This window comes from Micromonospora sp. NPDC047620 (assembly GCF_043205005.1).
Lineage (GTDB): Bacteria > Actinomycetota > Actinomycetes > Mycobacteriales > Micromonosporaceae > Micromonospora.
Genome location: NZ_JBIDDG010000013.1, coordinates 196,433 through 217,448, shown reverse-complemented (window position 1 = coordinate 217,448; position 21,016 = coordinate 196,433). Strand labels below are relative to the sequence as shown.

Here is a 21,016-nt window from a genome sequence, read left to right as displayed (position 1 = left end):
GTCACCGCCGCGAGACGCGGGAGATCGCTGGTGATGTCGGGCTCCTTCCGAGTGCCCTGCTGATCCTGTATTAGACAACGTTCGCACACAACACGACGGGCGCCGCAGGCGTGGGCATGGGCCGGATCACTGCCGCCGGGCGGCCCGGGCACTGCCCCGCCCGTCCGGGGGAGTCCCGCGGGCGCCGCCCCGGTGCAGGATTGGTGCCACCCCTGGCCCCACCCCCGAGGAGTCCCCGTGGGCGCACCCACCACCCGCGCCGCCGACCGCGCGTTCGCCCGGCCACGCCGCCGGTTGGCCGCCGCCGCGGCGGCGCTCGTCGCGCTCGTCGCCGTCGGCGCCGGCACGCTGCTCGATCTGCGCACCCCGGCGCCGCGACCGGCCGACGCGCCGCCCGGCGAGTTCAGCGCCGGCCGGGCGTACGAGCACGTCAAGGTCGTCGCGGCGCGGACGCACGTGGCCGGCAGCCCGGCCAACGACCAGGTCCGCGCCCACGTGGAGGGGGTGTTGCGCGGCCTCGGCCTGGAGACGGAGGTGCAGGACACCGTCGCGCCCGAGGCCGGACAGCTCAGCGGGGCGGCCGGCGGCGCCACCCTGGCCCGGGTCCGCAACGTGGTGGCCCGGCTCCCCGGCACGGATCCGACCGGCCGGGTCTTCCTCGTCGCGCACTACGACTCGGTCCAGTCCGGGCCCGGCGGCAACGACGACGCCGCCGGCACCTCGGCCATCCTGGAGGTGGCCCGCGCGCTGGCCGCCGGCCCCCGGCCGCGCAACGACATCGTCTTCGTGCTCACCGACGCGGAGGAGGCGTGCCTGTGCGGGGCGTCGGCGTTCGCGTCGGGCCACCCCCTGGCGGCCGACGGCGGGGTGGTGCTCAACCTGGAGGCGCGCGGCTCCACCGGCCCGGTGATCATGTTCGAGACCTCGCAGAACAACGCGGCGTTGGTGGACGCCTTCGGCCGGGGCGCGCCGCACCCGGTCGGCACCTCGTTCGCGGTGGAGATCTACCGGGCGCTGCCCAACGACACCGACTTCACCGCGTTCCTCGACGCCGACTTCGTCGGGCTGAACTCGGCGTACATCGACGGCGGGGCGATCTACCACACCCCGCTGGACACCCCGGCGGCCATGGACCGGGCCAGCCTCCAGCACCACGGCGACAACGCCCTCGGCCTCGCCCGCGAGTTCGGCCGGGTCGACCTGACGGCGCTGAAGTCCGGGCACGACGCCACCTACTTCCCGGTGCCCGGCGGGCTGGTCCGCTACCCCGGCTGGCTGGCCCTGCCGCTGGCGCTGCTCGCGCTCGCCGCCGTGGTGGCCCTCGGCTGGCTGGCCCGGCGTCGCGGTCGCGTCACCGGGGGCCGGCTCGCCGCCGGGTTCGGGCTGGCGCTGACACCGATCGTGATCGCCCCGCTCGCCGCCCAACTGCTCTGGGCGGCGGTCACCGCGGTCCGCCCCGGCTACGCCGAGCTGCTCGACCCGTACCGGCCGACCTGGTACCGGCTGGCCGTGGTGGCGCTCGCCGCCGCCGTCCTGTTCGCCTGGTACGCGCTAACCCGCCGCCGAGTCGGCCCGGCCGCGCTCGCGATCGGCGCGCTGGGCTGGCTGGCCCTGCTCGGGGTGCTGCTCGCCGTGCTGGTGCCCGGCGGGGCGTACCTGGTCACCCTGCCGGCCCTGGCCGGCGCGGTGGCCGGGCTGGTCGCGGTGAGCGCGCGGATCGACGGCCCGTGGCCGGTGGTCGCGGCGACCCTGGCCGCCGCCGTGGCCGTGGTGGTCCTGCTGCCCACCGTCGTGCTGCTGTTCCCGGCGCTCGGCATGGCGATGGGCGGCGTCGCGGCGCTGGTCGCGGTGCTGCTCGGCCTGGCCGCGCTGCCGGTGGTCGACCTCCTGCACCCGCAGGCCGGCGGCCAGCGGGGCATGGTCGCCCTGCGCGCCCGCCGGCTCGGCGCGCTGCCGGCCGCAGCCGCCGCGCTGGCGGCGGTGGTGTTCGCCGGGCTCGGGCTCGCCGTCGACCGCTTCGACGCCGCGCACCCCGCGCCCACCCACCTGATGTACGCCCTCGACGCCGGCACCGGGCAGGCCCGCTGGCTCTCCCACGAGGAGGACCCGCAGCCGTGGACCGACGGCTACGTCGACGGGGTCGTCGAGGTCGCCGACTTCCCCGGCCTGGCCGACGCCGAGCTGCGCGCCGGTCCAGCGCAGGCGGCGAACCTGCCCGCGCCGAAGCTGGAGGTGCTCTCGGACACCACCGCCGGCACCGAGCGCACCCTGCGCCTGCGGCTCGTCCCGCAGCGCCAGGTCCGCCTGGCCACCCTGCACGTCGACTCGGCGACCGCGACGGTGCTGCGCGCGGAGGTGGCCGGCCGGTCGGTACCGGCGGAGGCCCGGGAGGGCCGCTGGGGCTTCGGCGTGGTCTTCCACGCCCCGCCACCGGAGGGCGTCGAGGTGACCCTGACCGTCACGCCGAAGGTGGGACAGGTGGCGCTGCGCGCGATGGACGCCAGCGACGGTCTGGACGCGCTGCCCGGCTTCCGGCCCCGCCCGCCGGACGTCGGGGTGGTCGGCTCGCACAGCTCCGAGATGCTCGCGGTCGCCCGGACCTACTCCCTCTAGCCGCAGGACCGTTCCGACACTACTTCCAGCGGAAGTGTACGAAGAGGCGACCGAAGTTCTTCGAGTCCTTCTCGACGCGGTGGTAGAGCTGCTTGACGTCCTTCTGGTCGAGGAAGCGCAGCACCCGCTTCTTGAGCTGGCCGGACCCCTTGCCGGGGATGATCTCGACCAGGGTGGCCTTCTTCGCCACCGCCTCGTCCATGATCCCGCGCAGGGCCCGGTCGATGTCGTGACCCTTGTTGAAGATGTCGTGCAGGTCCAGCTTCAGCTTCATCGCGCAGCCACCGGCAGGTCAGGTCCCATGACACCGATGGTAGGGGTGGCTGCGTCGGCCCGCGACGGCGCGCAGGGGCGGAGACGGGACGGGGCAGCCCTGTCGAGCTGCCCCGTCCGTGGGTCGTGTGCCCGGGCGTCGGGTCGTCCGCCGTCAGCGACCGCCCGCGACCCGGGTCTGCACCCGGTCCAGGGCGGTGCGGTAGTCGTCGTTGCCGCTGTGCATCGCCGCCGCGATGCGCAGGTGCCGCAGCGCGTCGGCGGGCCGGTTCAGCCGCTCCAGCGTCCGGCCCAGCACGTGGTGGGCGTAGTGGTCGCTGGGGTCGCGGTCGACCAACTCGCGGAGCTGTTCCTCGGCCCGGTTGAGCTGGGCCGACTGGAAGTACGCCCGGGCCAGCAGCTGCCGCACCGACGAGTTGTCGGGCTCGGCCGCCACGATCGGTTCGAGCAGCCGGGCCGCTCCGGTCGGGTCACCGGCTTCGAAGAACATGGTCGCCCGCCGGTACTCGGCCAGAAGATCCATTCGACCCACCCCCTCGTGTCACGCCGCCACTTCTCCCGACGCTGGCACAACATCCGGCGTACCGCGACTGTTCCCCGGGCGGAACGCGGGCGGGATCAGGTGGGGGCGCCGTGCCGGCCGGCGACCAGATCCCAGGCGCGTACGCCGCCGACGATGCCCGCCGTGTTGGGCACCACCACCACGTCGTCGCCCATCCGAGCGAGCTGCTCGGGCCGGATCAGCCGCGAGTTGCCGCCGCCCAGGTAGAGCCGGTCCCAGCGGAACACCGGGCGCAGCCCGTCCACGACCTGCCGGATCCGGCGGGACCAGAACGCGTCCCCGAGCCGGCGCCGCTCCGGCTCCCCCACGTACGTGTCGTAGGTGGTGCCCCAGCGCACCGGGGCGTGGGACAGCTCCAGGTGCGGGGCGAGCACCCCGCCGTCGAAGAGCGCGCTGCCCAGCCCGGTGCCGAGGGTCAGCACCAGCTCGCAGCCGGTCCCGGCGACCACCCCGGCGCCGTGCACCTCGGCGTCGTTGAGCACCAGCGCCGGCACGCCGAACGCCTCGGCGAGCGCGGTCCGCGCGTCGTACCCGGACCACTCCGCGACCAGGCCCGGGTCGACCTTCGACCGGGGCCCGGAGCGGGTCACGTAGTGCGGGGTGGCGACCACCACGCCGTGCCGGATCATCCCCGGCATGCCGACGGTCAGCCGGTCCGCCGCGGGCAGCCGACCGCCCAGGTCGAGCAGCGTCTTGACGAACAGGGCCGGCGGCAGTGGGTACGGCGTGGGCACCCGCAGCGGCCGGGCGCGCATCGTGCCCGCCTCGTCCAGCACGGACCCCTTGATCCCGCCGCCGCCACAGTCGATCGCCAGAGTGGTCACCACCTGAGCAGTGTGCCGTGCGCCTCCCGAGCCTGGTTCGCGATCTTGCACTTTCGGCCCCACGTTCGCGGCTCTCGTCCCACTCGTCCGGGCGCGAAGTGCAAGATCGCGGAGGCGGTGGGGGCCGTGGGGGCGGGGAGGGCGAGCGGGTGGGGAGGGCGAGCGGGTGGGGAGGGCGAGCGGACGGGGAAGGCGAGCGGACGGGGAGGGCGAGCGGACGGGGAGGGCGAGCGGGTGGGGAGGGGTGGGGGGCGGGATAGGGTCGCGGTTGATGAGCGCGACGATGATCGTCAAGGGGCTTGCCGCGGGGCACGGGGACCGGGCGCTGTTCGCCGGGCTGGACCTCGTGGTCGCGCCGGGGGACGTGGTGGGGCTGGTCGGGCCGAACGGGGCGGGCAAGTCGACGCTGCTGCGTACCCTCGCCGGGTTGCTGCCGGTGGAGGCCGGGAGCATCGCGCTCAGCCCGCCCACGGCGAGCGTCGGGCACCTGCCGCAGGAGCCGGAGCGGCGCGCCGGCGAGACCGTCCGGGACTTCCTCGCCCGGCGCACCGGAGTCACCGCCGCGCAGGCCGCGCTGGACGCGGCGACCACGGCGCTCACCGACGGCGCGCCCGGCGCGGACGACGACTACGCCGAGGCGCTGGAGCGCTGGCTCGGCCTGGGCGGGGCGGACCTGGAGGAGCGCGCCGAACAGGTCGCCGCCGAGCTGGGCCTCACGGTCGACCTGGACCACCCGATGACCGGGCTCTCCGGCGGTCAGGCCGCCCGCGCCGGGCTGGCCTCGCTGCTGCTCAGCCGCTACGACGTCTTCCTGCTCGACGAGCCGACCAACGACCTGGACCTGGCCGGCCTGGAGCGGCTGGAGGAGTTCGTCACCGGGCTGCGGGCCGGCACGGTGCTGGTCAGCCACGACCGCGAGTTCCTCACCCGCACGGTGACCCGGGTGCTGGAACTGGACCTGCACCAGCAGCAGATCCGGCACTACGGCGGCGGCTACGCGGCCTACCTGGAGGAGCGCGAGGTGGCCCGCCGGCACGCCCGCGAGGAGTACGAGGAGTACGCCGACACCCGGGCCGGGCTGGAGGCGCGCGCCCGCACGCAACGGGCCTGGATGGAGAAGGGGGTGAAGAACGCCCGCCGCAAGGCCACCGACAACGACAAGATCGGCCGCAAGTTCCGCTCCGAGGCGACCGAGAAGCAGGCGGCCAAGGCCAAGCAGACCGAGCGGCTGATCGAGCGGCTGGAGGTGGTCGAGGAGCCCCGCAAGGAGTGGGAGCTGCGGATGGAGATCGCCGCCGCGCCCCGCGCCGGCGCCGTCGTGGCCTCGCTGCGCGACGCCGTCGTACGCCGGGGCGGCTTCACCCTCGGCCCGGTGACCCTCCAGGTCGACTGGGCGGACCGGGTGGCGGTGACCGGGGCGAACGGCTCCGGCAAGTCCACGCTGCTGGCCGCCCTGCTGGGCCGGCTCCCCCTCGACGAGGGGCACGCCGCGCTCGGCCCGGGCGTGGTGGTCGGCGAGGTGGACCAGGCCAGGGGGCTCTTCCTCGGCGACGCGCCGCTGATCGACGCGTTCCGCGCCGCCGTGCCGGACCTGTCGCCGGCGGACGCGCGGACGCTGCTGGCCAAGTTCGGCCTGCGCGCGGCGCACGTGCTGCGCCCGGCGGCGACCCTCTCCCCGGGCGAGCGGACCCGGGCGGCGCTGGCGCTGCTCCAGGGGCGCGGGGTGAACCTGCTGGTGCTGGACGAGCCGACGAACCACCTGGACCTGCCGGCCATCGAGCAGTTGGAGTCCGCGCTGGCCAACTACCCGGGCACGCTGCTGCTGGTCACCCACGACCGGCGGATGCTCGACGCGGTGCAGACCAACCGGCGGCTGCGGGTGGCCGCCGGACGGATCGCCGAGGATTGATCCGTGCCGACCCGCTCGCGGCGGGTGACAATGACCCCATGCTCAAGTGGGAGTACGCGCTGCTGGTCCGCCGCCGCCAGGCGGCCACCAACGACATCGGCTGGGAGGTCGTCTTCGTCTGGTACGGCCCGGACGGCTCCATGGTCGACGTGACGCCCTACGGCGACACCGCGCTGGCCCACCTGAACCGGGCCGGTGACCAGGGCTGGGAGCTGGTGGCCATGAGCGAGGACCCGTCCCTGCCCGGCAACAACGAGCTGCACCGCTACCACCTCAAGCGGCCCAAGCCGGCCGCCCCGCCGCCCCGGCAGCGGATGCGCGGCGGCGGTCGCCCCCGCCGGACGATCACCGGCTGACCGCCCCGGCTCGCGGCACAACGGGTCGCGGGGCATATCGGGCGGAGATCCGGGTATCGGCCCGCCGGGAGGTGGACCCGGATGGTCGCGCTGGGACAGACCCCGCCCTCGGCCGAGCGGCTGCGGGCGATCGACGTATTCCTCGCCGAGGCGTGGGCCGACCAGGCCCGGCACGACGACCGGCTGCGCGACCTCGCGGTGGAGGTGCGCTTCGACCGGGGGGTGGCCCACCTCGACGGCGAGGTCGCGGAGCAGTCCGACCTGCGCCTGGTCCGGGACCGGGTGGGCCGGCTCGACGGGGTGTTCGGCGTCTGGTGCCGGGTACGCGTCGGCGGGCGCGACCCGGTCGTGGTCGACCTGGGCTGCGGCGCCACCAAGCAGTGGCCGGGCAACCTGGGGCTGGACATCTACCCCGCCCCGGGGGTGAACGCGGTGGCCGATCTCTCCGCCTCGCTGCCGCTGGCCGACGACTCGGTGGACGTGCTGTTCGCGGTGCACATCCTGGAGCACCTGGTCGACTTCCTGCCGCTGGTCGACGAGTGCCACCGGGTGCTCCGGCCGGGCGGTGTGCTGCACGTGATGAGCCCGTGGTGGCGGCACGTGAACGCCGTCGCCGACCCGACCCACGTCCGGCTGCTCGACGTGCAGACGGTCAAGGGGATCTGCCTGCAGCGCCCGCCGGGCACCCCGCGCTGGTATCCGCTGCACGTCGGCTGCGACGGGGCCTCGATCTTCGCCGACCTCACCCCGCTGACCCCGGACGCGGCCGGCCCCACCCCCGCCCACCTGGCCCGCTTCTTCGACTGACCCGGCCGGACGGGCGGTCGGGGTCAGCGGCCGAGGGTGCTTTCGCGGGGGGTGAGGCGCCAGGGGGCGGAGAGTTCCCGGGGCGGCGCGGCGCGGTCGCCGTCGATGCGGCCCGCGAGCAGCTCCACGGCCAGCCGGGCGATGCGCTCCTTGTCGGGGGCGATGGTGCTCAGGGTGGGCACGGAGAACCGGCCGTCCTCGATGTCGTCGAAGCCGGCCACCGCGACGTCCTCGGGGACGCGCAGTCCCGCCTCGTGCAGGGCGCGCAGGGCGCCCAGGGCGAGGGTGTCGTTGAAGCAGAAGACGGCGTCGGGGCGTACGCCGGAGGCCAGCAGCGCGCGCATCGCGGCGGCGCCGTCCGCGCGGTGCCAGGCCGACGCGGGCGCCACCAGCCCCTCGTCGTAGTCGATGCCGGCGTCGGCGAGCGCGGCGGTGTAGCCGGCGAGCCTGAGCCGGGCGCTCGCCCCCTCCAGGGTGCGCTGCGAGCCGATGGCGGCGATCCGGCGGCGGCCGAGCCCGACGAGGTGGGCGGTGAGTTCCCGGGCGGCGCCCACGTTGTCGATGCCGACGTGGTCGGCGGGCCCGTGGTCGACCCGCTCGCCGAGCAGCACCATCGGGGTGCCGTCGAGCCCGGTCAGGTCCTCGGCGGTGAGCGCCAGCGGGCTGAAGATCAGCCCGTCGATCAGGTGCTCGGTGATGCCGGAGGCGACCACCCGCTCCTGCTCGCGGCCGCCGCCGGTCTGGTCGATGAGCACCGTCCAGCCCAGCTCGGCCGCGGCCGTGACGACGTGCCGGGCCAGCTCGGCGAAGTAGGGGATGTCCAGCTCGGGCACGGCCAGCGCGATCACCCCGGTGCGCCCCTTGCGCAGGTTGCGCGCGGAGAGGTTGGGGCGGTAGTTCAGCTCGGCGATGGCCTCCTCGACCCGGGCCCGGGTGTCGGGCCGGACGTGCACGTAGCCGTTGACCACGTTGGAGACGGTCTTGACCGACACGCCGGCCCGCTCCGCCACGTCCTTGAGCCTGTGTCGCACCGCGCCACCTCCCGCCATGACTGCGCACTTTACCTCGCGACCGGCTCTTTACAACGTTGCTTACAACGTTGTAGAAACCAGGGACACCGGGTGACCGCGGTCACCCGGGACCGCGACGAGGAAAGGTGGCACCCCCTTGCGGACCGCGCAGCTCACGATCGACCCGGCCTTCGCGATCGGGCCGGCCGACCGGCGACTCTTCGGCTCGTTCGTCGAGCACATGGGCCGCTGCGTCTACGGCGGGATCTACGAGCCGGGGCACCCGGCGGCGGACTGCGCCTGGTCGGCGAGCCGGTGAAGCTGCTGAAGCAGACCGAGCCGTGGGAGGGCAACCTGGTCGAGGGGCCGTTCCTCCACCGGCACGACGGAAAGCTGTTTCTGTTCTTCGCCGCCAACGCCTACGACCGCGCCGAGTACGCGAGGGCTACGCGGTCTGCGAGTCGCCGACCGGCCCCTGCGTCAAGGCCCCGGAGAACCCGATCCTGGCGACCAACGGGGTGGCCTCCGGGCCGGGGCACGCCTCGATGGTGGTGGTGGACGACCGCACCTGGCTGCTCTACCACGCCTGGCCGCCCGGCCAGGAGGGCACGGTCGACCCGGGCCGCCAGATCTGGCTCGACGAGATCGTCTGGGAAGACGGCAAGCCCGTCGTCAAGGGACCGACGGCGGGACCCCAACCGAAGCCCTGAACCGCGCGGTCGGCGACGGAGGGCGACCACCAAGGGGTTCCGGGGAGCCCGGCCCGCGCAGGGATCAAGCCTGACCGCCCGGAGCGGGCCGGGCTCCCCGGAACCCCACCCCCCGCAACCTGGCGTGCGCGGGTCGTCACCGTGCGCGCGGTGAGCCCGGCCACACGGCGGAGCCGGACCGGACGGACGGATCGAACCCGCGCAGACCCTTGCGCCGGACCCACGAGGTGTGAAAATTTCCTACCAAGCGGCAGTTTGCCGACGGCGAATCTTGCCGACAGCGCCGCGATCGACCCCTGACACGGGAGCCCCAACGAAGGGACACACCGCATGAAGGCAACTCGGCTCGGAGCCGCCGGGCTGGCCGCCGCACTGCTCGGCGCGCTCGTCGCCGCCACCCCCGCGAGCGCGGCGCCCGACGCGGCGACCACCGCCTCCACCACCACCTGCGTCACCGACCCGGCCACGCCGAAGCGGCAGTTCCGGGCCATGTGGATCTCCTCGGTCGTCAACATCGACTGGCCGACCAAGGCGTCCCAGACCTCGCCCGACCGCATCGCCACCCAGCAGGCCGAGTACCGCGAGCTGCTGGACCTCGCCGAGCGGCTCAACCACAACGCGGTGGTCGTCCAGATCCGGCCCACCGCCGACGCGTTCTGGCCGTCGCCGTACGAGCCCTGGTCGGAGTACCTGACCGGGGTCCGCGGCGAGAACCCGGGCTGGGACCCGCTGAAGTTCGTGGTCGAGGAGGCGCACAAGCGGAACCTGGAGTTCCACGCCTGGTTCAACCCGTACCGCATCTCGATGCCGGCCCCGGGCGGCGCCGGCGCGGACATCAGCAAGCTCGCGCCGAACCACCCGGCGCGGGAGCACCCGGAGTGGACCTTCGCCTACCCGCCGGCCGGGGTGGCCGGCAGCCGGCTCTACTACAACCCCGGCATCCCGGAGGTCCGCGAGTTCGTCCAGACCGCGATGATGGACGCCGTCAAGCGGTACGACGTCGACGGCGTGCACTTCGACGACTACTTCTACCCCTACCCGAGCGGCACCCACCAGGTGCCCGACGACGCCACCTTCGCGGCGCACAACCGGGGCTTCACCAACAAGGCCGACTGGCGGCGGGACAACATCAACCTGCTGATCCAGGAGATGAACGCCAAGATCAAGGCCGAGAAGTCCTGGGTGAAGTTCGGCGTCAGCCCGTTCGGCATCTGGCGCAACCAGTCGGCCGACCCGCTGGGCTCGGACACGACCGGCAGCCAGTCGTACGACATCATCTCCGCCGACACCCGCAAGTGGGTCAAGGAGGAGTGGATCGACTACATCGTGCCGCAGCTCTACTGGTACATCGGCCAGTACCCGGCCGCCGACTACGCCCGGCTGGTGCCGTGGTGGGCGGACGTGGTCAAGGGCACCCGGGTGCAGCTCTACATCGGTCAGGCCGACTACAAGAGCGGTGACCCGGTCTACGGCTCGTTCTGGATGAACCCGCGCGAGCTGTCCGACCACCTGACGCTCAACCGGGCGCACCCCGAGGTGCTGGGCAACGTCCACTTCTCGGCCGTGCAGGTCCGGGCCAACCGGCTCGGCGCGACCGACATCTACGCCGCCGAGCACTACTCGCGGCCGGCACTCATCCCGACCATGTCGCACCTGCCGTCGAAGCCGCTGCTCATGCCGGTGGTCACGAAGGCCGCGCGGCAGGACGACGGGGTCCGGCTGAACTGGCTCCAGCCGGCCGACGGCCAGGGCCCGCTCGGCACCGCCACGTCGTACGCGATCTACCGCTTCGACGGGGTCGGCCTGGCCGACCGGTGCGACTTCGCCGACGCGGCGCACCTGGTCGACACGGTCCGCGCCGACGACACCGGGACGCAGTCCTGGGTGGACACCACCGCCGAGGCGGGCAAGCGGTACACGTACTACGTAACCGCGGTCGACCGGCTGGCGAACGAGAGCCCGGCCAGCCCGCCGGCGTTCGTCCACTGACGTCCCACCGAATGCCCCGGGCGCCCCTGGCGCCCGGGGCATTCGTCTGTTTCGGCATCTGTCACCAATCGTCGATGGGCACGACACCTCCGGGAACGGTCATTAATCGAAACTAATCGACATCCGGTGACCCGCCGGTAACCCCGTCCCACCCGCCGACCCCCGCGGAGGTAACCGTGCCCAGACGCCTCACCACCCTGCTCGCCTCGGGCGCGCTCGCGCTGCTCGTCCTGCTCGGCGTCGCCTCCCCCGCCGCCGCCGTCACGCCCACGCAGAAGCTGTCGGTCCTGTCGAGCTGGACCCAGACCAGCGCCACCAGCTACAACGCCTGGAACTCCGCCCGGCTGAACAAGGCCGCCTGGGCCGAGTACGCCTTCGACTGGTCGACCGACTACTGCTCGTCCAGCCCGGACAACCCGCTCGGCTTCAACTTCACCCTCTCCTGCTACCGGCACGACTTCGGCTACCGCAACTACAAGGCGATGGGCCAGTTCTCGGCCAACAAGTCCCGCCTGGACAGCGCCTTCTACGAGGACCTGAAGCGGGTCTGCGCCACGTACAACACCATCGTCCGGCCGGCCTGCTACAGCCTCGCCTGGACGTACTACCAGGCCGTCAGCGCCTTCGGCTCCGTCGCCGCCGTGCAGCAGGCCGACATCGACCGCGCCGCCCGAATGAAGGCCGACGCCGAGCGCCGCGCCGCCCTCCGCTGAGGCGGGATCCCGTCCCGCCTCCCCGGGCGGGACGGGACCCCGGTCGACGCCGCGCCCGACCCGAACCGTCGGTCAGGCGTGCTCGGTGTGGCGGTCGGGTGTGACGGGGCGACGGGGAGCCGGGCGGGCCCGATCCGCGCCGAACCTCGTCGAATCCGCCGCCAGGTCCGGATGCTCCACGCCGAGCGCCAGCGCCGCCGCCTCCTCCAGCCCCAGCTCGGTCCCCTCCCCGTACGCGGCGTCGAAGACCGCGTCGCCCAGCGCCCGGCGCAGCTCCCCCTGCCGCTGCGCCCAGTACGCCCCGTAGATGCCCGGCGTGCACCGCATGCTCGCCCGGGTCGCCCCCGCCGCGCCGAAGAGGCGGGCAGCCGTCGACCCGTCGCCCCCGGCGGCGCAGCGCACCGCGACCGCGTTGAGCGTGTCACAGGCCCGGCCGTGGAAGCCGTGGCTCATCCGGGACCGGAGCGCCACCTGGAGGTGCTCGTGCGCGGCGACCAGGTCGCCGCGGGCCAGGGCCACCATCCCGAGCAGCATGTCGACCGAGCGCCGCCCCCGCTCGACCGGGCGGGCCGCCTCGACCGGGCGGGCCGCACCCAACAGCTCGGCGGCCTCGTCCAGGGCGCCCCGCCGCCAGAGCAGCTCGGCCAGGCTGAACACGGCGAACAACGCGTCGCCGACCACCTCCTGGTCGTGCGCCCAGTCGATGACCTCCCGGCAGACCCGCTCGGCCTCCGCGAACTGCCCCATGTCGACCAGCGGGGCCGCCCGCCCGGCGAGGACCCGGGCGAGCAGGCCGGTGTCGCCGGCCTGCCGGGCCGCCGCCTCCGCCCGCTGGGAGAACCGCAGCTCCTCGGCGAACTCGCCGTCCGCGCCGGCGTGCAGCGAGTGCATGTGGTACGCCGCCGCCAGCTCGGCCTCCGGGATCCGTTCCCCGGTCTCGGCGATCCGTCCGTACAGCCGGAACAGCCAGAGCCGCCCCTCCCGGGCCAGGCCCCGCTCCCGCCACCACTGGTCCAGGCCCCCGGCCAGCCGCAGCCCCGCCCGGGCGCTGCCGCCGGTCGCGCACCAGCGCAGCGCGGCGCGCAGCTCGCCGGCGAGGGGGTCGAGGGCGTAGAGCGACAGCGTGACCGGCTGCCCGTCCGGGCCGAGGTGCGCCCGCTCCAGCGCGTGCGCCGACCAGGCGACGTGCCGGTCCCGGGCGGCCCGCTCCTCACCCGCCTCCGCCAGCCGCCGGGCCGCGTACGCCCGGATCGGGTCGAGCATCCGGTAGGTGCTGCCCGAGGCGTGCGGCTCGGCCAGCACCATCGACTTGTCGACCAGCACGGAGAGCGGGTCGAGCGGGTCGGTGCCGAGCAGCCACTCCACCGTCGACAGGTCCACCGGGCCGGCGAAGACCGCCAGCCAGCGCAGCAACCGGGCGGCGCGCGGCCCCAGCGTCCGGTACGACCAGGTGACCGTGGCCTGCATGGTGAGGTGCCGTTCGGTGGCGGACCGCTGCACCGCCCGGGTCGCCGGGGTGGGCGGCGGCACCCCGACGGCCGCCGCGACCAGGTCCACCGTGTCCTGCTGGTTGCCCGTCCACGCCCGCTCCACCGGGGGCGGCTCCGGGTTCTCCCGGCCCGCGTCCAGCGTTCCGAGCACGTCGTCGAGGCGCTCGGCGAGCTGGCCGACCGAGAGCACCCGCAGCCGGGCGGCGGCCAGCTCGATGGCGAGCGGCAGCCCGTCCAACCGCTGCACGACCCGGCGCAGGTCGGCCGACTCGGCCGGGTCCGGCTGCCGGCCGCCCCGGGCCGCCGCCGTCCGGTCCAGCAGCAGCGCGACCGCGTCGCTCTCCGCCCCGTCCGCCGGCGGGTCGACCGACAGCGGCGGGATCCGCCAGACCACCTCGCCGGGCAGGCCGAACGACTCCCGGCTGGTGGCGAGCACCCGAACGCCCACCCCGCCGGCGAGCAGCCGCGAGATCACCTCGGCCGAGGCGGCCGGCTGGGCGTCGCAGGTGTCCAGGACGACCAGCATCCGGCGCGCGGCAGCGTACTCCACCAGGGTCTCGACCATCGGGCGGCCGGGCTCGGGACGCAGGCCGAGCACGGCGGCGACCGCGAACGCCACCAGGCCCGGGTCGGTCACCGCGGCGATGTCGACGAACCAGATGCCGTCCGGGTACGACTCCACCAGGTCGGTGCCCAGCTCCACGGCGAGCCGGGTCTTGCCCGCCCCACCCGCCCCGAGAACGGTGACCAGCCGGTGCGCCTCCACCAGCCGGCGCAGCTCGGCGCGCTCGGCCTGCCGGCCCACGAACGAGGTCACCTGGGTGGGCAGGTTGTGCGCGACCGCGTCGGCCGTACGCGGCCGTGGGAACTGCCGCTCGATGCCCGGGGCGACCAGTTGGAAGAGCCGTTCCCGGTCGTCGAAGCCGCGCAGCCGGTGCAGGCCCAGGTCGAGCAGGGACGCGCCGGCCGGCAGCGGGTCGGCATGCCGCGCCGTCGACGCCGAGCAGAGCACCTGCCCGCCGTGGGCGGCGGCGGCCACCCGGGCAGCCCGGTGCACCTCGGGGCTGGCGTACTCGCCGTCGCGCGGCTCGGCCCAGCCGGTGTGCAGCCCCATCCGGACCCGGGGCACGGCCTCGGCGGTCGGCCACTGGTGGCTGGCCAGCGCCCGCTGCGCGGTGAGGCAGGCGGTCAGCCCGGCGGTCGCGTCGCCGAACGCGAGGAAGAACGAGTCCCCCTCGGTCAGCAGCTCCGCGCCCTCGGTGGCGGCGATCGTCCGGCGCAGCAGGCGGCGGTGCTCCCGCAGCACCGGCCGGTAGTCCGGCCCGAGGAGCTGGGCCAGCCGGGTCGAGCCCTCGATGTCGGTGAAGACGAAGGTCACCCACCCGCTGGGGAGGTGGATCCGTGGCGACATGCGTGGGACCTTCCCCGTGACGTCGGACTCATGCTGCCTGATACCGGATCATCACGCGTCGTGAGAACGGCCGGCCGGGGCCGGACTCCGGGCGCCCTGAGACCTCGGCGCGGACGGGTGGGGCCGCCCGACGGTCGGGCGGCCGCCCGACCGGTCAGCAGCCGCAGCCACCACCGCAGCAGCCACCACCGCCGGCCGGAGCGGCCGCGCCGCCGACCGCGCCGCCACCCCGACCGGTGACCGAGACGGTGGAGAGAAGCTTGACGGTGTCCGTGTGTCCCCACGGGCAGGGCGCCGGCTCGCCGGCCTGCGACATCGGACGGTTGACCTCGAAGGTGTCGCCGCAGGCGCGGCAACGGAACTCGTACCGGGGCATGACTCCAGGGTACGGCCGGGCCTGACGCCCGAGGAGACATGGGTGATACTCAACTTGTGGTGGACGGCGAGGACAGATCGACCCATCGGCCCCTGCGACCGGCCGTGCCGCCCGACGGGCCACCCGCCGGCTCCGCGGTCGCACCGGGGTCGTCGGCGCGCCTGCCCCGTCCCCGCCGCCCCTGGCTGAGGTCCGAGGCACCCGCCGGCGCCGGCACCCCGACGACGGCACCCGCCGAGCCCGCTCCGACGCCGACCGGGCCGTCGGCCGCCCCCGCCGCACCGTCCGCCCCGGACGTCCCGCCGGCCGGGGCGGCACCGGCCGCCGCCGGGAAGCCGAGCGCCGGCGCCGAGCCGCCGGCCGCCGCGAAGCCCGGTGACGCCGCCGGCACGTCGACCGCCGACACCGAGCCCGCCGGCACGTCGACCGCCGACACCAAGCCCGGTGGCACGTCCGCCGCCGACACCAAGCCCGGCGACTCCGGGAGTGGCGCCGGAGGCGGCGCGGCCGTGCCGACGTCGGCGGGGAAGAGCGACCTCGCGGCGACGAAGGTGGACGTGCTCACCAACGGGCCGGCCGCGCGAGCCCGGCGGCGCCGGGTGCCGTTCGCGCACGCCGTACGCCTGCCGCCGCCTCGCCAGGCGGCGGCAGCCGCGGTCCGGGCGACCCGGGACTGGTCGCGGCGCCCCAGCGGACGGCTCACCCTGCCCGGGGTGTTCCTGCTCGCCCTGGTCGCGGCGACCGCCGCGGCGGGCGCGCTGCTGGTGCCCGCGACGGTCCGCGCGCCCCGTCCGGTCGCCGACGCCGCCTCCGTCGCGCCGACGGCCGGCCCGCAGGAGCCGCTGCCCGGCGGGCTGCCGCTGCCCACCCAGACGGTGCCGCCGCTCGGCACGGTGCCGACCGGCCCGGCCGCCGGCGGGGTGACCACCGGCCGGCCGTCGGACGCCCTCGCCGGCTGGGCCGCGCAGGTCGGGCCGAAGGTCGGCATCTCGCCGGTGGCCATGCAGGCGTACGGCTACGCCGAGCTGGTGCTCGCCCAGACCAACCGCAGTTGCGGCCTGAGCTGGACCACGCTGGCGGCCATCGGCTTCGTCGAGTCCGGGCACGGCCAGGCCAACAACGCCCGGCTCGGGCAGGACGGCAAGGCGCTGCCCGAGATCATCGGCCTGCCGCTGGACGGGCAGGGCAACCGGATGCGCATCCCCGACACCGACGGCGGCCGGCTGGACAAGGACACCACCTTCGACCGGGCGATCGGGCCGATGCAGTTCATCCCCACCACCTGGCAGGAGATCGGGGCGGACGCCGACAACGACGGCGTCAAGGACCCGCACGACCTGGACGACGCCGCGCTCGCCGCCGGCAACTACCTCTGCAAGGGCAGCCGGAACCTCACCATCCCGGCCGACTGGTGGAACGCGATCCTGTCGTACAACGACGTCCGCAAGTACGCTCAGGACGTCTTCGACACCGCCAACCGGTACGGACAGGCCAGCCGCACGTGAAGTGATCGTCCGCATACATTGGAGAACCGGACACTTCCCCCGGCCAGCGGTTAGCGGCAAGCTAGACAGGTGATGGTGCGCGAGTGGGACCCCAGGACCGCGTCGTCCGCCGAGATCGCGTCCCTGCTGGACACGCTCAACGCGGTCCTGGCGGTCGACCTGCCACGGGATCCACCATGGCGGGAGAGTTCCCTGCGGGAATACCTCTCCGAGGTGATGCCCGGCGAGCGACGGATCTCCTGGGTCGCCCAGGCGGAGCCGGCCGCCAACGGGACGCCGGGGCCGATCCTCGGCCAGGTGAACGTGCTCCTGCTCGGCGACATCGGCGTGCTGGAGGTGCTGGTGCACCCCTCCCGGCGGCGCGGCGGGCTCGGCCGTGACCTGGTCCTGGTCGCCGCCCGACGGGCCTACCAGGAGGGCTTCCAGTCGATCGGGGTCGAGGTGGTCGGCGCCACGCCGGCCGTCGCCTTCTACGAGTCGCTCGGCTTCTCCAAGGAATACGTCGAAACCCGAAGCGTGCTCGACCTGTCCGCGGTGGACTGGGCCGAGCTGTCCGAGATGGCCACCGGCATCGGCGCGGGCTACCACCTGGAGTTCTGCCCCGGCGGGCCGCCGGACGACCTGATCGACGCGTACGCGCGGGCCAAGGCGGAGGTGCGCGACGTCGACGACGGCGAGCTGCGCCCCAGCTCGTACGACCCGCAGCGGCTGCGGGACAGCCTGGACTGCCTGCACCGGCGGGGCATGAAGCCCTACATCGTGCTCGCCCTCCACGAGCAGACCGGGGAGGTGGCGGGCCTGACCGAGGTGGTGGTGCCCGCCCAGCACCCCACCCGCGCCGACCAGTACGACACCATCGTCGTGCAGGACCACCGGGGCTACGGCATCGACCGGGCGATCAAGGCGCGGATGCTGCTGGAGCTGCGCTCGGCGGAGCCGAAGCTGACCGAGGTGCAGACCTGGAACGCACAGGCCAACGAGGCCATGCTCAAGGTCAACGCCGAGTTGGGCTACCGTCCGGACCGCGAGTGGTGTGAATACAGCGTCGACGTGGCCGAGCTGGTGCACCGCCTCGACGCCGGACGCTGACCGGAGAGTTCACGAAACCGACCGGTGGGGGATGGACGACGGTCAGCGGAGCCCCTTAACGTGCGTTAGTTCCCCGTCCACCCATCGTGGAGGCCCCATGCGCCCGCGCCGCACTCTTGCCGCGCTCGCGACCGCCACCGCCGCCGTGACCGTCGCGGCTGTCGGCGTCGCACCCACTGCGGCCAGCGCCGCGCCCACCGACCTGTTCATCTCGGAGTACGTCGAAGGCTCGTCGAACAACAAGGCGATCGAGCTGTTCAACGGCACCGGCGCCGCCGTCGACCTGGCCGCCGGCGGCTACCAGCTCCAGTTGCACTTCAACGGCTCCACCACCCCGACGAACGTGGCGCTGACCGGGACCGTCGCGGCCGGCGACGTCTTCGTCTTCGCCTCCGCCTCGGCCGCGCCGGCGATCCTGGACCGGGCCGACCAGACCACGACGGCCGGCCTGTTCAACGGCGACGACGCGATCGTGCTGCGCCGGGGCGGGACCGTGCTCGACTCGATCGGCCAGGTCGGCGTCGACCCGGGCACCGAGTGGGGCACCGGCGTCACCAGCACCGAGAACAACACCCTGCGCCGGTTGCCCGCCGTGACGTCCGGCGACACCGACCCCTCGGACGCGTTCGACCCGGCCGCCCAGTGGGCCGGCTTCCCGGTCGACACGTTCGACGGGCTCGGCGCGCACACCGTCGACGGGGGCGGCCCGGTCGACGCGCCGGCGACGCTCACCTGCGGCCCGGCGCTGGTCATCCCAGCCGGCACGGCGGCGACCCGGGAGGTCACCGCCACCGACACCGACGACCGGATCGTCGACCTGGCGGTCACCTCGGTCAGCCCGACCCCGGCCACCGGCTCCGTCAGCCGCACGGCCGTCACCCCGGCCGACGCGGTCGGCGGCACCGCCCGGGCCACGGTCGCCGCGAGCGCCGACCTGGCCGCCGGGGCGTACACGGTGGTGCTGACCGCGACCGACGCGGACGGCGGCACCGCCACCTGCACCCTCGCCGTGCAGGTCACCCGCGAGCTGACGGTCGGCGAGGTGCAGGGTCCGACCACCGACGGCGAGTCCGGCCCGGCCGACCGGTCCCCGCTCGCGCCGGCGTCCGGCAACGGCACCAGCAGCACGCTGTACGACGTGCGCGGCGTGATCACCCAGCTCACCCTGGCGCGTGACTCGTCGGGCCGGGACCAGCGCGGCTTCTTCCTGCAGAGCCGGTCCGGCGCCACCGACGGCGACCCGACCAGCTCGGACGGCATCTTCGTCTTCATGGGCTCGTTCACCTCGCTGATCGGCGGCTACGTGCCGACGGTCGGCGACGAGGTGGTGCTCCGGGCCCGGGTCTCCGAGTACTTCAACTTCACCCAGCTCTCCGGCGCGTCGCTGGTGCGCAAGCTCGCCTCCGGCGTCGACGTGAACGCCGAGGTCGAGGTGGCCGACGCGGTGCCACCGGTCGAGCTGGCCGACGCGCAGCGGTTCTGGGAGCGGCACGAGGGCACCCGGCTGCGGGTGCGGGCCGGCAGCGGCGCCGTGAGCGGGCGGAACGTCTTCGCCTCGACCGCCGACGGCGAGATCTTCGTGATCGACCGGGACGACCCGCTGCTGGACCGCGCCGACCCGTACGCCCGCCGGGTGTTCCGGGACGCGCACCCGCTGGACAACGACCCGGGCCGCCGCTTCGACGACGGCAACGGCCAGCGCATCCTGCTCGGCAGCATGGGCGTCAAGGGCACCACGGGCGACAGCGGCGCGCTGCTCCCGCCCGCCCGCACCTTCGACACGCTGACCGCCGACGCGGTCGGTGGCCTCTACTACTCGTTCGAGAAGTACGGCGTGCAGGTCGAGCGGGCCGAGTTCACCGGTGGGACCGACCCGTCCACGAACAACCCGCCGCAGCCGGCCAAGCGGTCGGAGGAGGTCGCGGTCGCGACCTACAACGTCGAGAACCTGTACGACTACCGCGACGACCCGTTCGACGGCTGCGACTTCGCCGGCAACGCCGGCTGCACCGGGGTACGCCCGCCGTTCGACTACGTCCCCGGCAGCGAGCAGGAGTACCGCGACCAACTCGCCGCGCTGGCCGACCAGATCACCACCGACCTGCACTCGCCCGACCTGATCCTCGTGCAGGAGGCGGAGGACCAGGACATCTGCACGGTCTCCGGCGGTGAACTGGTCTGCGGCACCACCAACGACGCGGACGGCGCGCCGGACTCCCTCCAGGACCTGGCGCTGACCATCGCGGCCAACGGCGGCCCGGCCTACGCGGCCGCGTACGACCGCAGCGGCGCGGACGCGCGGGGCATCACCGCGGCGTTCCTGTACCGCACCGACCGGGTGTCGCTGGCCGAGGCGACCGCCGGCGACCCGCTGCTGGGTTCGGCGCCGACGGTGACGTACCGGGGCGCGGGGCTGCCGGGCAACGCCGACGTGCAGAACCCGAAGGCGCTCAACGCGGTGCTCCCCGCCGACGTGGACACGTCCACCGGCAAGGACGGCAACAACGTCTTCACCCGCGCTCCACAGCTCGGCAAGTTCACCGTCGCCGCCGCGCCCGGCTCCACCGAGCGGTACACGCTGTGGGCCGCCAGCAACCACTACTCGTCGGGGCCGGACAGCCGGGTCGGGCAGCGCCGGGAGCAGGCCGCGTACGGGGCCGCGATCGTCACGGCGATCGAGGCGTCCGACCCGGACGCCCGGGTGGTGTACGGCGGAGACCTGAACGTCTTCCCCCGCCCCGACGACCCGATCGCCACGGCCGCGGAGCCCACCCCGTCGGACCAGCTCGGGCCGCTGTACGAGGCCGGCATGCGCAACCTCTGGGACGATCTGCTCGCCGACGCCCCGTCGTCCGCCTACTCGTACAGCTTCGAGGGGCAGGCGCAGACGCTGGACCACCTGTTCGTGAACGGCGCGCTGCACCGGGACCTGGTCCAGATGCGGGCGGCGCACATCAACGCCGACTGGCCGGCCGAGCACGCCGCTGACGGCACGCGCGGCTCCAGCGACCACGACCCGCAGGTGGCCCGGTTCCGGTCGCGGGCCTCGCTCAGCGTCGGGGACGTGACGGTGGCCGAGGGCGACCGGGGCACCCGCCCGCTGACCTTCACGGTCACCGTCTCGCGACCGCTGTCCCAGCCGGTGCTGCTCTGCGCCGCCACGTACGGCACCACGGCCCAGGCCGGCGCCGACTACGACCCCTACGTCGGTTGCAAGGTCCTGGCCGCCGGGCAGACCTCGCTGGCCTTCCCGGTGACTGTGCGCGGTGACCGCAAGCGGGAGGCGGACGAGAAGCTGACGCTGCTGATGACGGGCGTGCCGGGGCTGCGCCTCGCCGACCCCGTCGCGGTGGGCACCATCGCCGACGACGACTGACGT

16 protein-coding genes and 1 pseudogene are annotated in these 21,016 nt (G+C 74.5%); 11 read left to right on the top strand and 6 right to left on the bottom strand.

Translation table 11 applies throughout. The annotated features are described in order from the left end of the window. Positions 1-237: 237 nt before the first annotated feature. A complete protein-coding gene (locus ACGF5C_RS18510) occupies positions 238-2,613 on the top strand; it encodes a M28 family peptidase (protein ID WP_393303090.1) in 2,376 nt (791 codons plus the stop codon). 19 nt (positions 2,614-2,632) lie between these two features. On the opposite strand, the gene ACGF5C_RS18505 is transcribed toward ACGF5C_RS18510, so the two are convergent. The 3 genes from ACGF5C_RS18505 to ACGF5C_RS18495 form a co-directional block, all read right to left on the bottom strand. Beyond that, complete coding sequence (locus ACGF5C_RS18505; protein ID WP_013736060.1) at positions 2,633-2,887, bottom strand: Smr/MutS family protein; 255 nt, start codon at positions 2,885-2,887, stop codon at positions 2,633-2,635. 153 nt (positions 2,888-3,040) lie between these two features. After that, entirely contained in the window at positions 3,041-3,409 is a 369-nt protein-coding gene (locus tag ACGF5C_RS18500) for a tetratricopeptide repeat protein (RefSeq protein WP_393264857.1), read from the bottom strand. Positions 3,410-3,504: 95 nt separating this feature from the next. Next, positions 3,505-4,275 carry an ROK family protein gene (locus tag ACGF5C_RS18495; protein WP_393303088.1) on the bottom strand — a complete coding sequence of 257 codons (771 nt, stop codon included), beginning with the start codon at positions 4,273-4,275 and terminating at the stop codon, positions 3,505-3,507. A 268-nt stretch (positions 4,276-4,543) separates the two neighbouring features. Here ACGF5C_RS18495 and ACGF5C_RS18490 point away from each other — a divergent pair, with 268 nt between their 5' ends. From ACGF5C_RS18490 to ACGF5C_RS18480, 3 genes and pseudogenes are all read left to right on the top strand, one after another. Next, positions 4,544-6,181 carry an ABC-F family ATP-binding cassette domain-containing protein gene (locus ACGF5C_RS18490; RefSeq protein WP_393303086.1) on the top strand — a complete coding sequence of 546 codons (1,638 nt, stop codon included), beginning with the start codon at positions 4,544-4,546 and terminating at the stop codon, positions 6,179-6,181. A gap of 38 nt (positions 6,182-6,219) precedes the next feature. Further along, positions 6,220-6,465, top strand: a pseudogene (locus ACGF5C_RS18485) (hypothetical protein); the annotation flags it as partial. A gap of 153 nt (positions 6,466-6,618) precedes the next feature. Continuing rightward, complete coding sequence (locus ACGF5C_RS18480) at positions 6,619-7,344, top strand: methyltransferase domain-containing protein (protein WP_393303085.1); 726 nt, start codon at positions 6,619-6,621, stop codon at positions 7,342-7,344. A 23-nt stretch (positions 7,345-7,367) separates the two neighbouring features. Here ACGF5C_RS18480 and ACGF5C_RS18475 read toward each other — a convergent pair whose 3' ends face one another. After that, positions 7,368-8,375, bottom strand: coding sequence for a LacI family DNA-binding transcriptional regulator (locus ACGF5C_RS18475; RefSeq protein ID WP_393303083.1), 1,008 nt, complete (start codon positions 8,373-8,375; stop codon positions 7,368-7,370). Between the two features lie 136 nt (positions 8,376-8,511). Between ACGF5C_RS18475 and ACGF5C_RS18470 the strand changes: the two genes are divergently transcribed. The 4 genes from ACGF5C_RS18470 to ACGF5C_RS18455 all read left to right on the top strand — a co-directional run bounded on the left by ACGF5C_RS18470 (position 8,512) and on the right by ACGF5C_RS18455 (position 11,766). Next, a complete protein-coding gene (locus ACGF5C_RS18470) occupies positions 8,512-8,673 on the top strand; it encodes a hypothetical protein (protein ID WP_393303150.1) in 162 nt (53 codons plus the stop codon). Positions 8,674-8,695: 22 nt separating this feature from the next. Further along, positions 8,696-9,064 carry a family 43 glycosylhydrolase gene (locus ACGF5C_RS18465; RefSeq protein WP_393303081.1) on the top strand — a complete coding sequence of 123 codons (369 nt, stop codon included), beginning with the start codon at positions 8,696-8,698 and terminating at the stop codon, positions 9,062-9,064. A 330-nt stretch (positions 9,065-9,394) separates the two neighbouring features. Then, on the top strand, positions 9,395-11,053 hold the full coding sequence (locus ACGF5C_RS18460) for a glycoside hydrolase family 10 protein (protein WP_393303079.1): 1,659 nt from the start codon (positions 9,395-9,397) through the stop codon (positions 11,051-11,053). 176 nt (positions 11,054-11,229) lie between these two features. After that, on the top strand, positions 11,230-11,766 hold the full coding sequence (locus tag ACGF5C_RS18455) for a phospholipase (protein WP_393303077.1): 537 nt from the start codon (positions 11,230-11,232) through the stop codon (positions 11,764-11,766). A gap of 72 nt (positions 11,767-11,838) precedes the next feature. Here the strand turns inward: ACGF5C_RS18455 and ACGF5C_RS18450 are convergent, their stop codons facing one another. After that, on the bottom strand, positions 11,839-14,667 hold the full coding sequence (locus tag ACGF5C_RS18450) for an ATP-binding protein (protein ID WP_393303075.1): 2,829 nt from the start codon (positions 14,665-14,667) through the stop codon (positions 11,839-11,841). Positions 14,668-14,821: 154 nt separating this feature from the next. Further along, positions 14,822-15,043 carry a zinc ribbon domain-containing protein gene (locus ACGF5C_RS18445; RefSeq protein ID WP_357692727.1) on the bottom strand — a complete coding sequence of 74 codons (222 nt, stop codon included), beginning with the start codon at positions 15,041-15,043 and terminating at the stop codon, positions 14,822-14,824. Between the two features lie 56 nt (positions 15,044-15,099). Here ACGF5C_RS18445 and ACGF5C_RS18440 point away from each other — a divergent pair, with 56 nt between their 5' ends. The 3 genes from ACGF5C_RS18440 to ACGF5C_RS18430 all read left to right on the top strand — a co-directional run bounded on the left by ACGF5C_RS18440 (position 15,100) and on the right by ACGF5C_RS18430 (position 21,013). Next, positions 15,100-16,548 (top strand): lytic murein transglycosylase, encoded by a 1,449-nt coding sequence (locus ACGF5C_RS18440; protein WP_393303146.1) that lies wholly within the window; start codon positions 15,100-15,102, stop codon positions 16,546-16,548. A gap of 72 nt (positions 16,549-16,620) precedes the next feature. Further along, entirely contained in the window at positions 16,621-17,637 is a 1,017-nt protein-coding gene (locus tag ACGF5C_RS18435) for a GNAT family N-acetyltransferase (protein WP_393303144.1), read from the top strand. A 97-nt stretch (positions 17,638-17,734) separates the two neighbouring features. Beyond that, positions 17,735-21,013: a lamin tail domain-containing protein gene (locus ACGF5C_RS18430; protein WP_393303073.1), complete on the top strand. Its 3,279-nt coding sequence runs from the start codon at positions 17,735-17,737 to the stop codon at positions 21,011-21,013. Positions 21,014-21,016 lie beyond the last annotated feature (3 nt).

Excerpts from the sequence above, each read along its gene's own strand:
- ACGF5C_RS18435 (WP_393303144.1), top strand. The coding sequence starts at position 16,621 with ATGGTGCGCGAGTGGGACCCCAGGACCGCGTCGTCCGCCGAGATCGCG.
- ACGF5C_RS18505 (WP_013736060.1), bottom strand. The coding sequence starts at position 2,887 with ATGAAGCTGAAGCTGGACCTGCACGACATCTTCAACAAGGGTCACGAC.
- ACGF5C_RS18500 (WP_393264857.1), bottom strand. The coding sequence starts at position 3,409 with ATGGATCTTCTGGCCGAGTACCGGCGGGCGACCATGTTCTTCGAAGCC.
- ACGF5C_RS18460 (WP_393303079.1), top strand. The coding sequence starts at position 9,395 with ATGAAGGCAACTCGGCTCGGAGCCGCCGGGCTGGCCGCCGCACTGCTC.
- ACGF5C_RS18490 (WP_393303086.1), top strand. The coding sequence starts at position 4,544 with ATGAGCGCGACGATGATCGTCAAGGGGCTTGCCGCGGGGCACGGGGAC.
- ACGF5C_RS18450 (WP_393303075.1), bottom strand. The coding sequence starts at position 14,667 with ATGTCGCCACGGATCCACCTCCCCAGCGGGTGGGTGACCTTCGTCTTC.
- ACGF5C_RS18445 (WP_357692727.1), bottom strand. The coding sequence starts at position 15,043 with ATGCCCCGGTACGAGTTCCGTTGCCGCGCCTGCGGCGACACCTTCGAG.
- ACGF5C_RS18480 (WP_393303085.1), top strand. The coding sequence starts at position 6,619 with ATGGTCGCGCTGGGACAGACCCCGCCCTCGGCCGAGCGGCTGCGGGCG.
- ACGF5C_RS18430 (WP_393303073.1), top strand. The coding sequence starts at position 17,735 with ATGCGCCCGCGCCGCACTCTTGCCGCGCTCGCGACCGCCACCGCCGCC.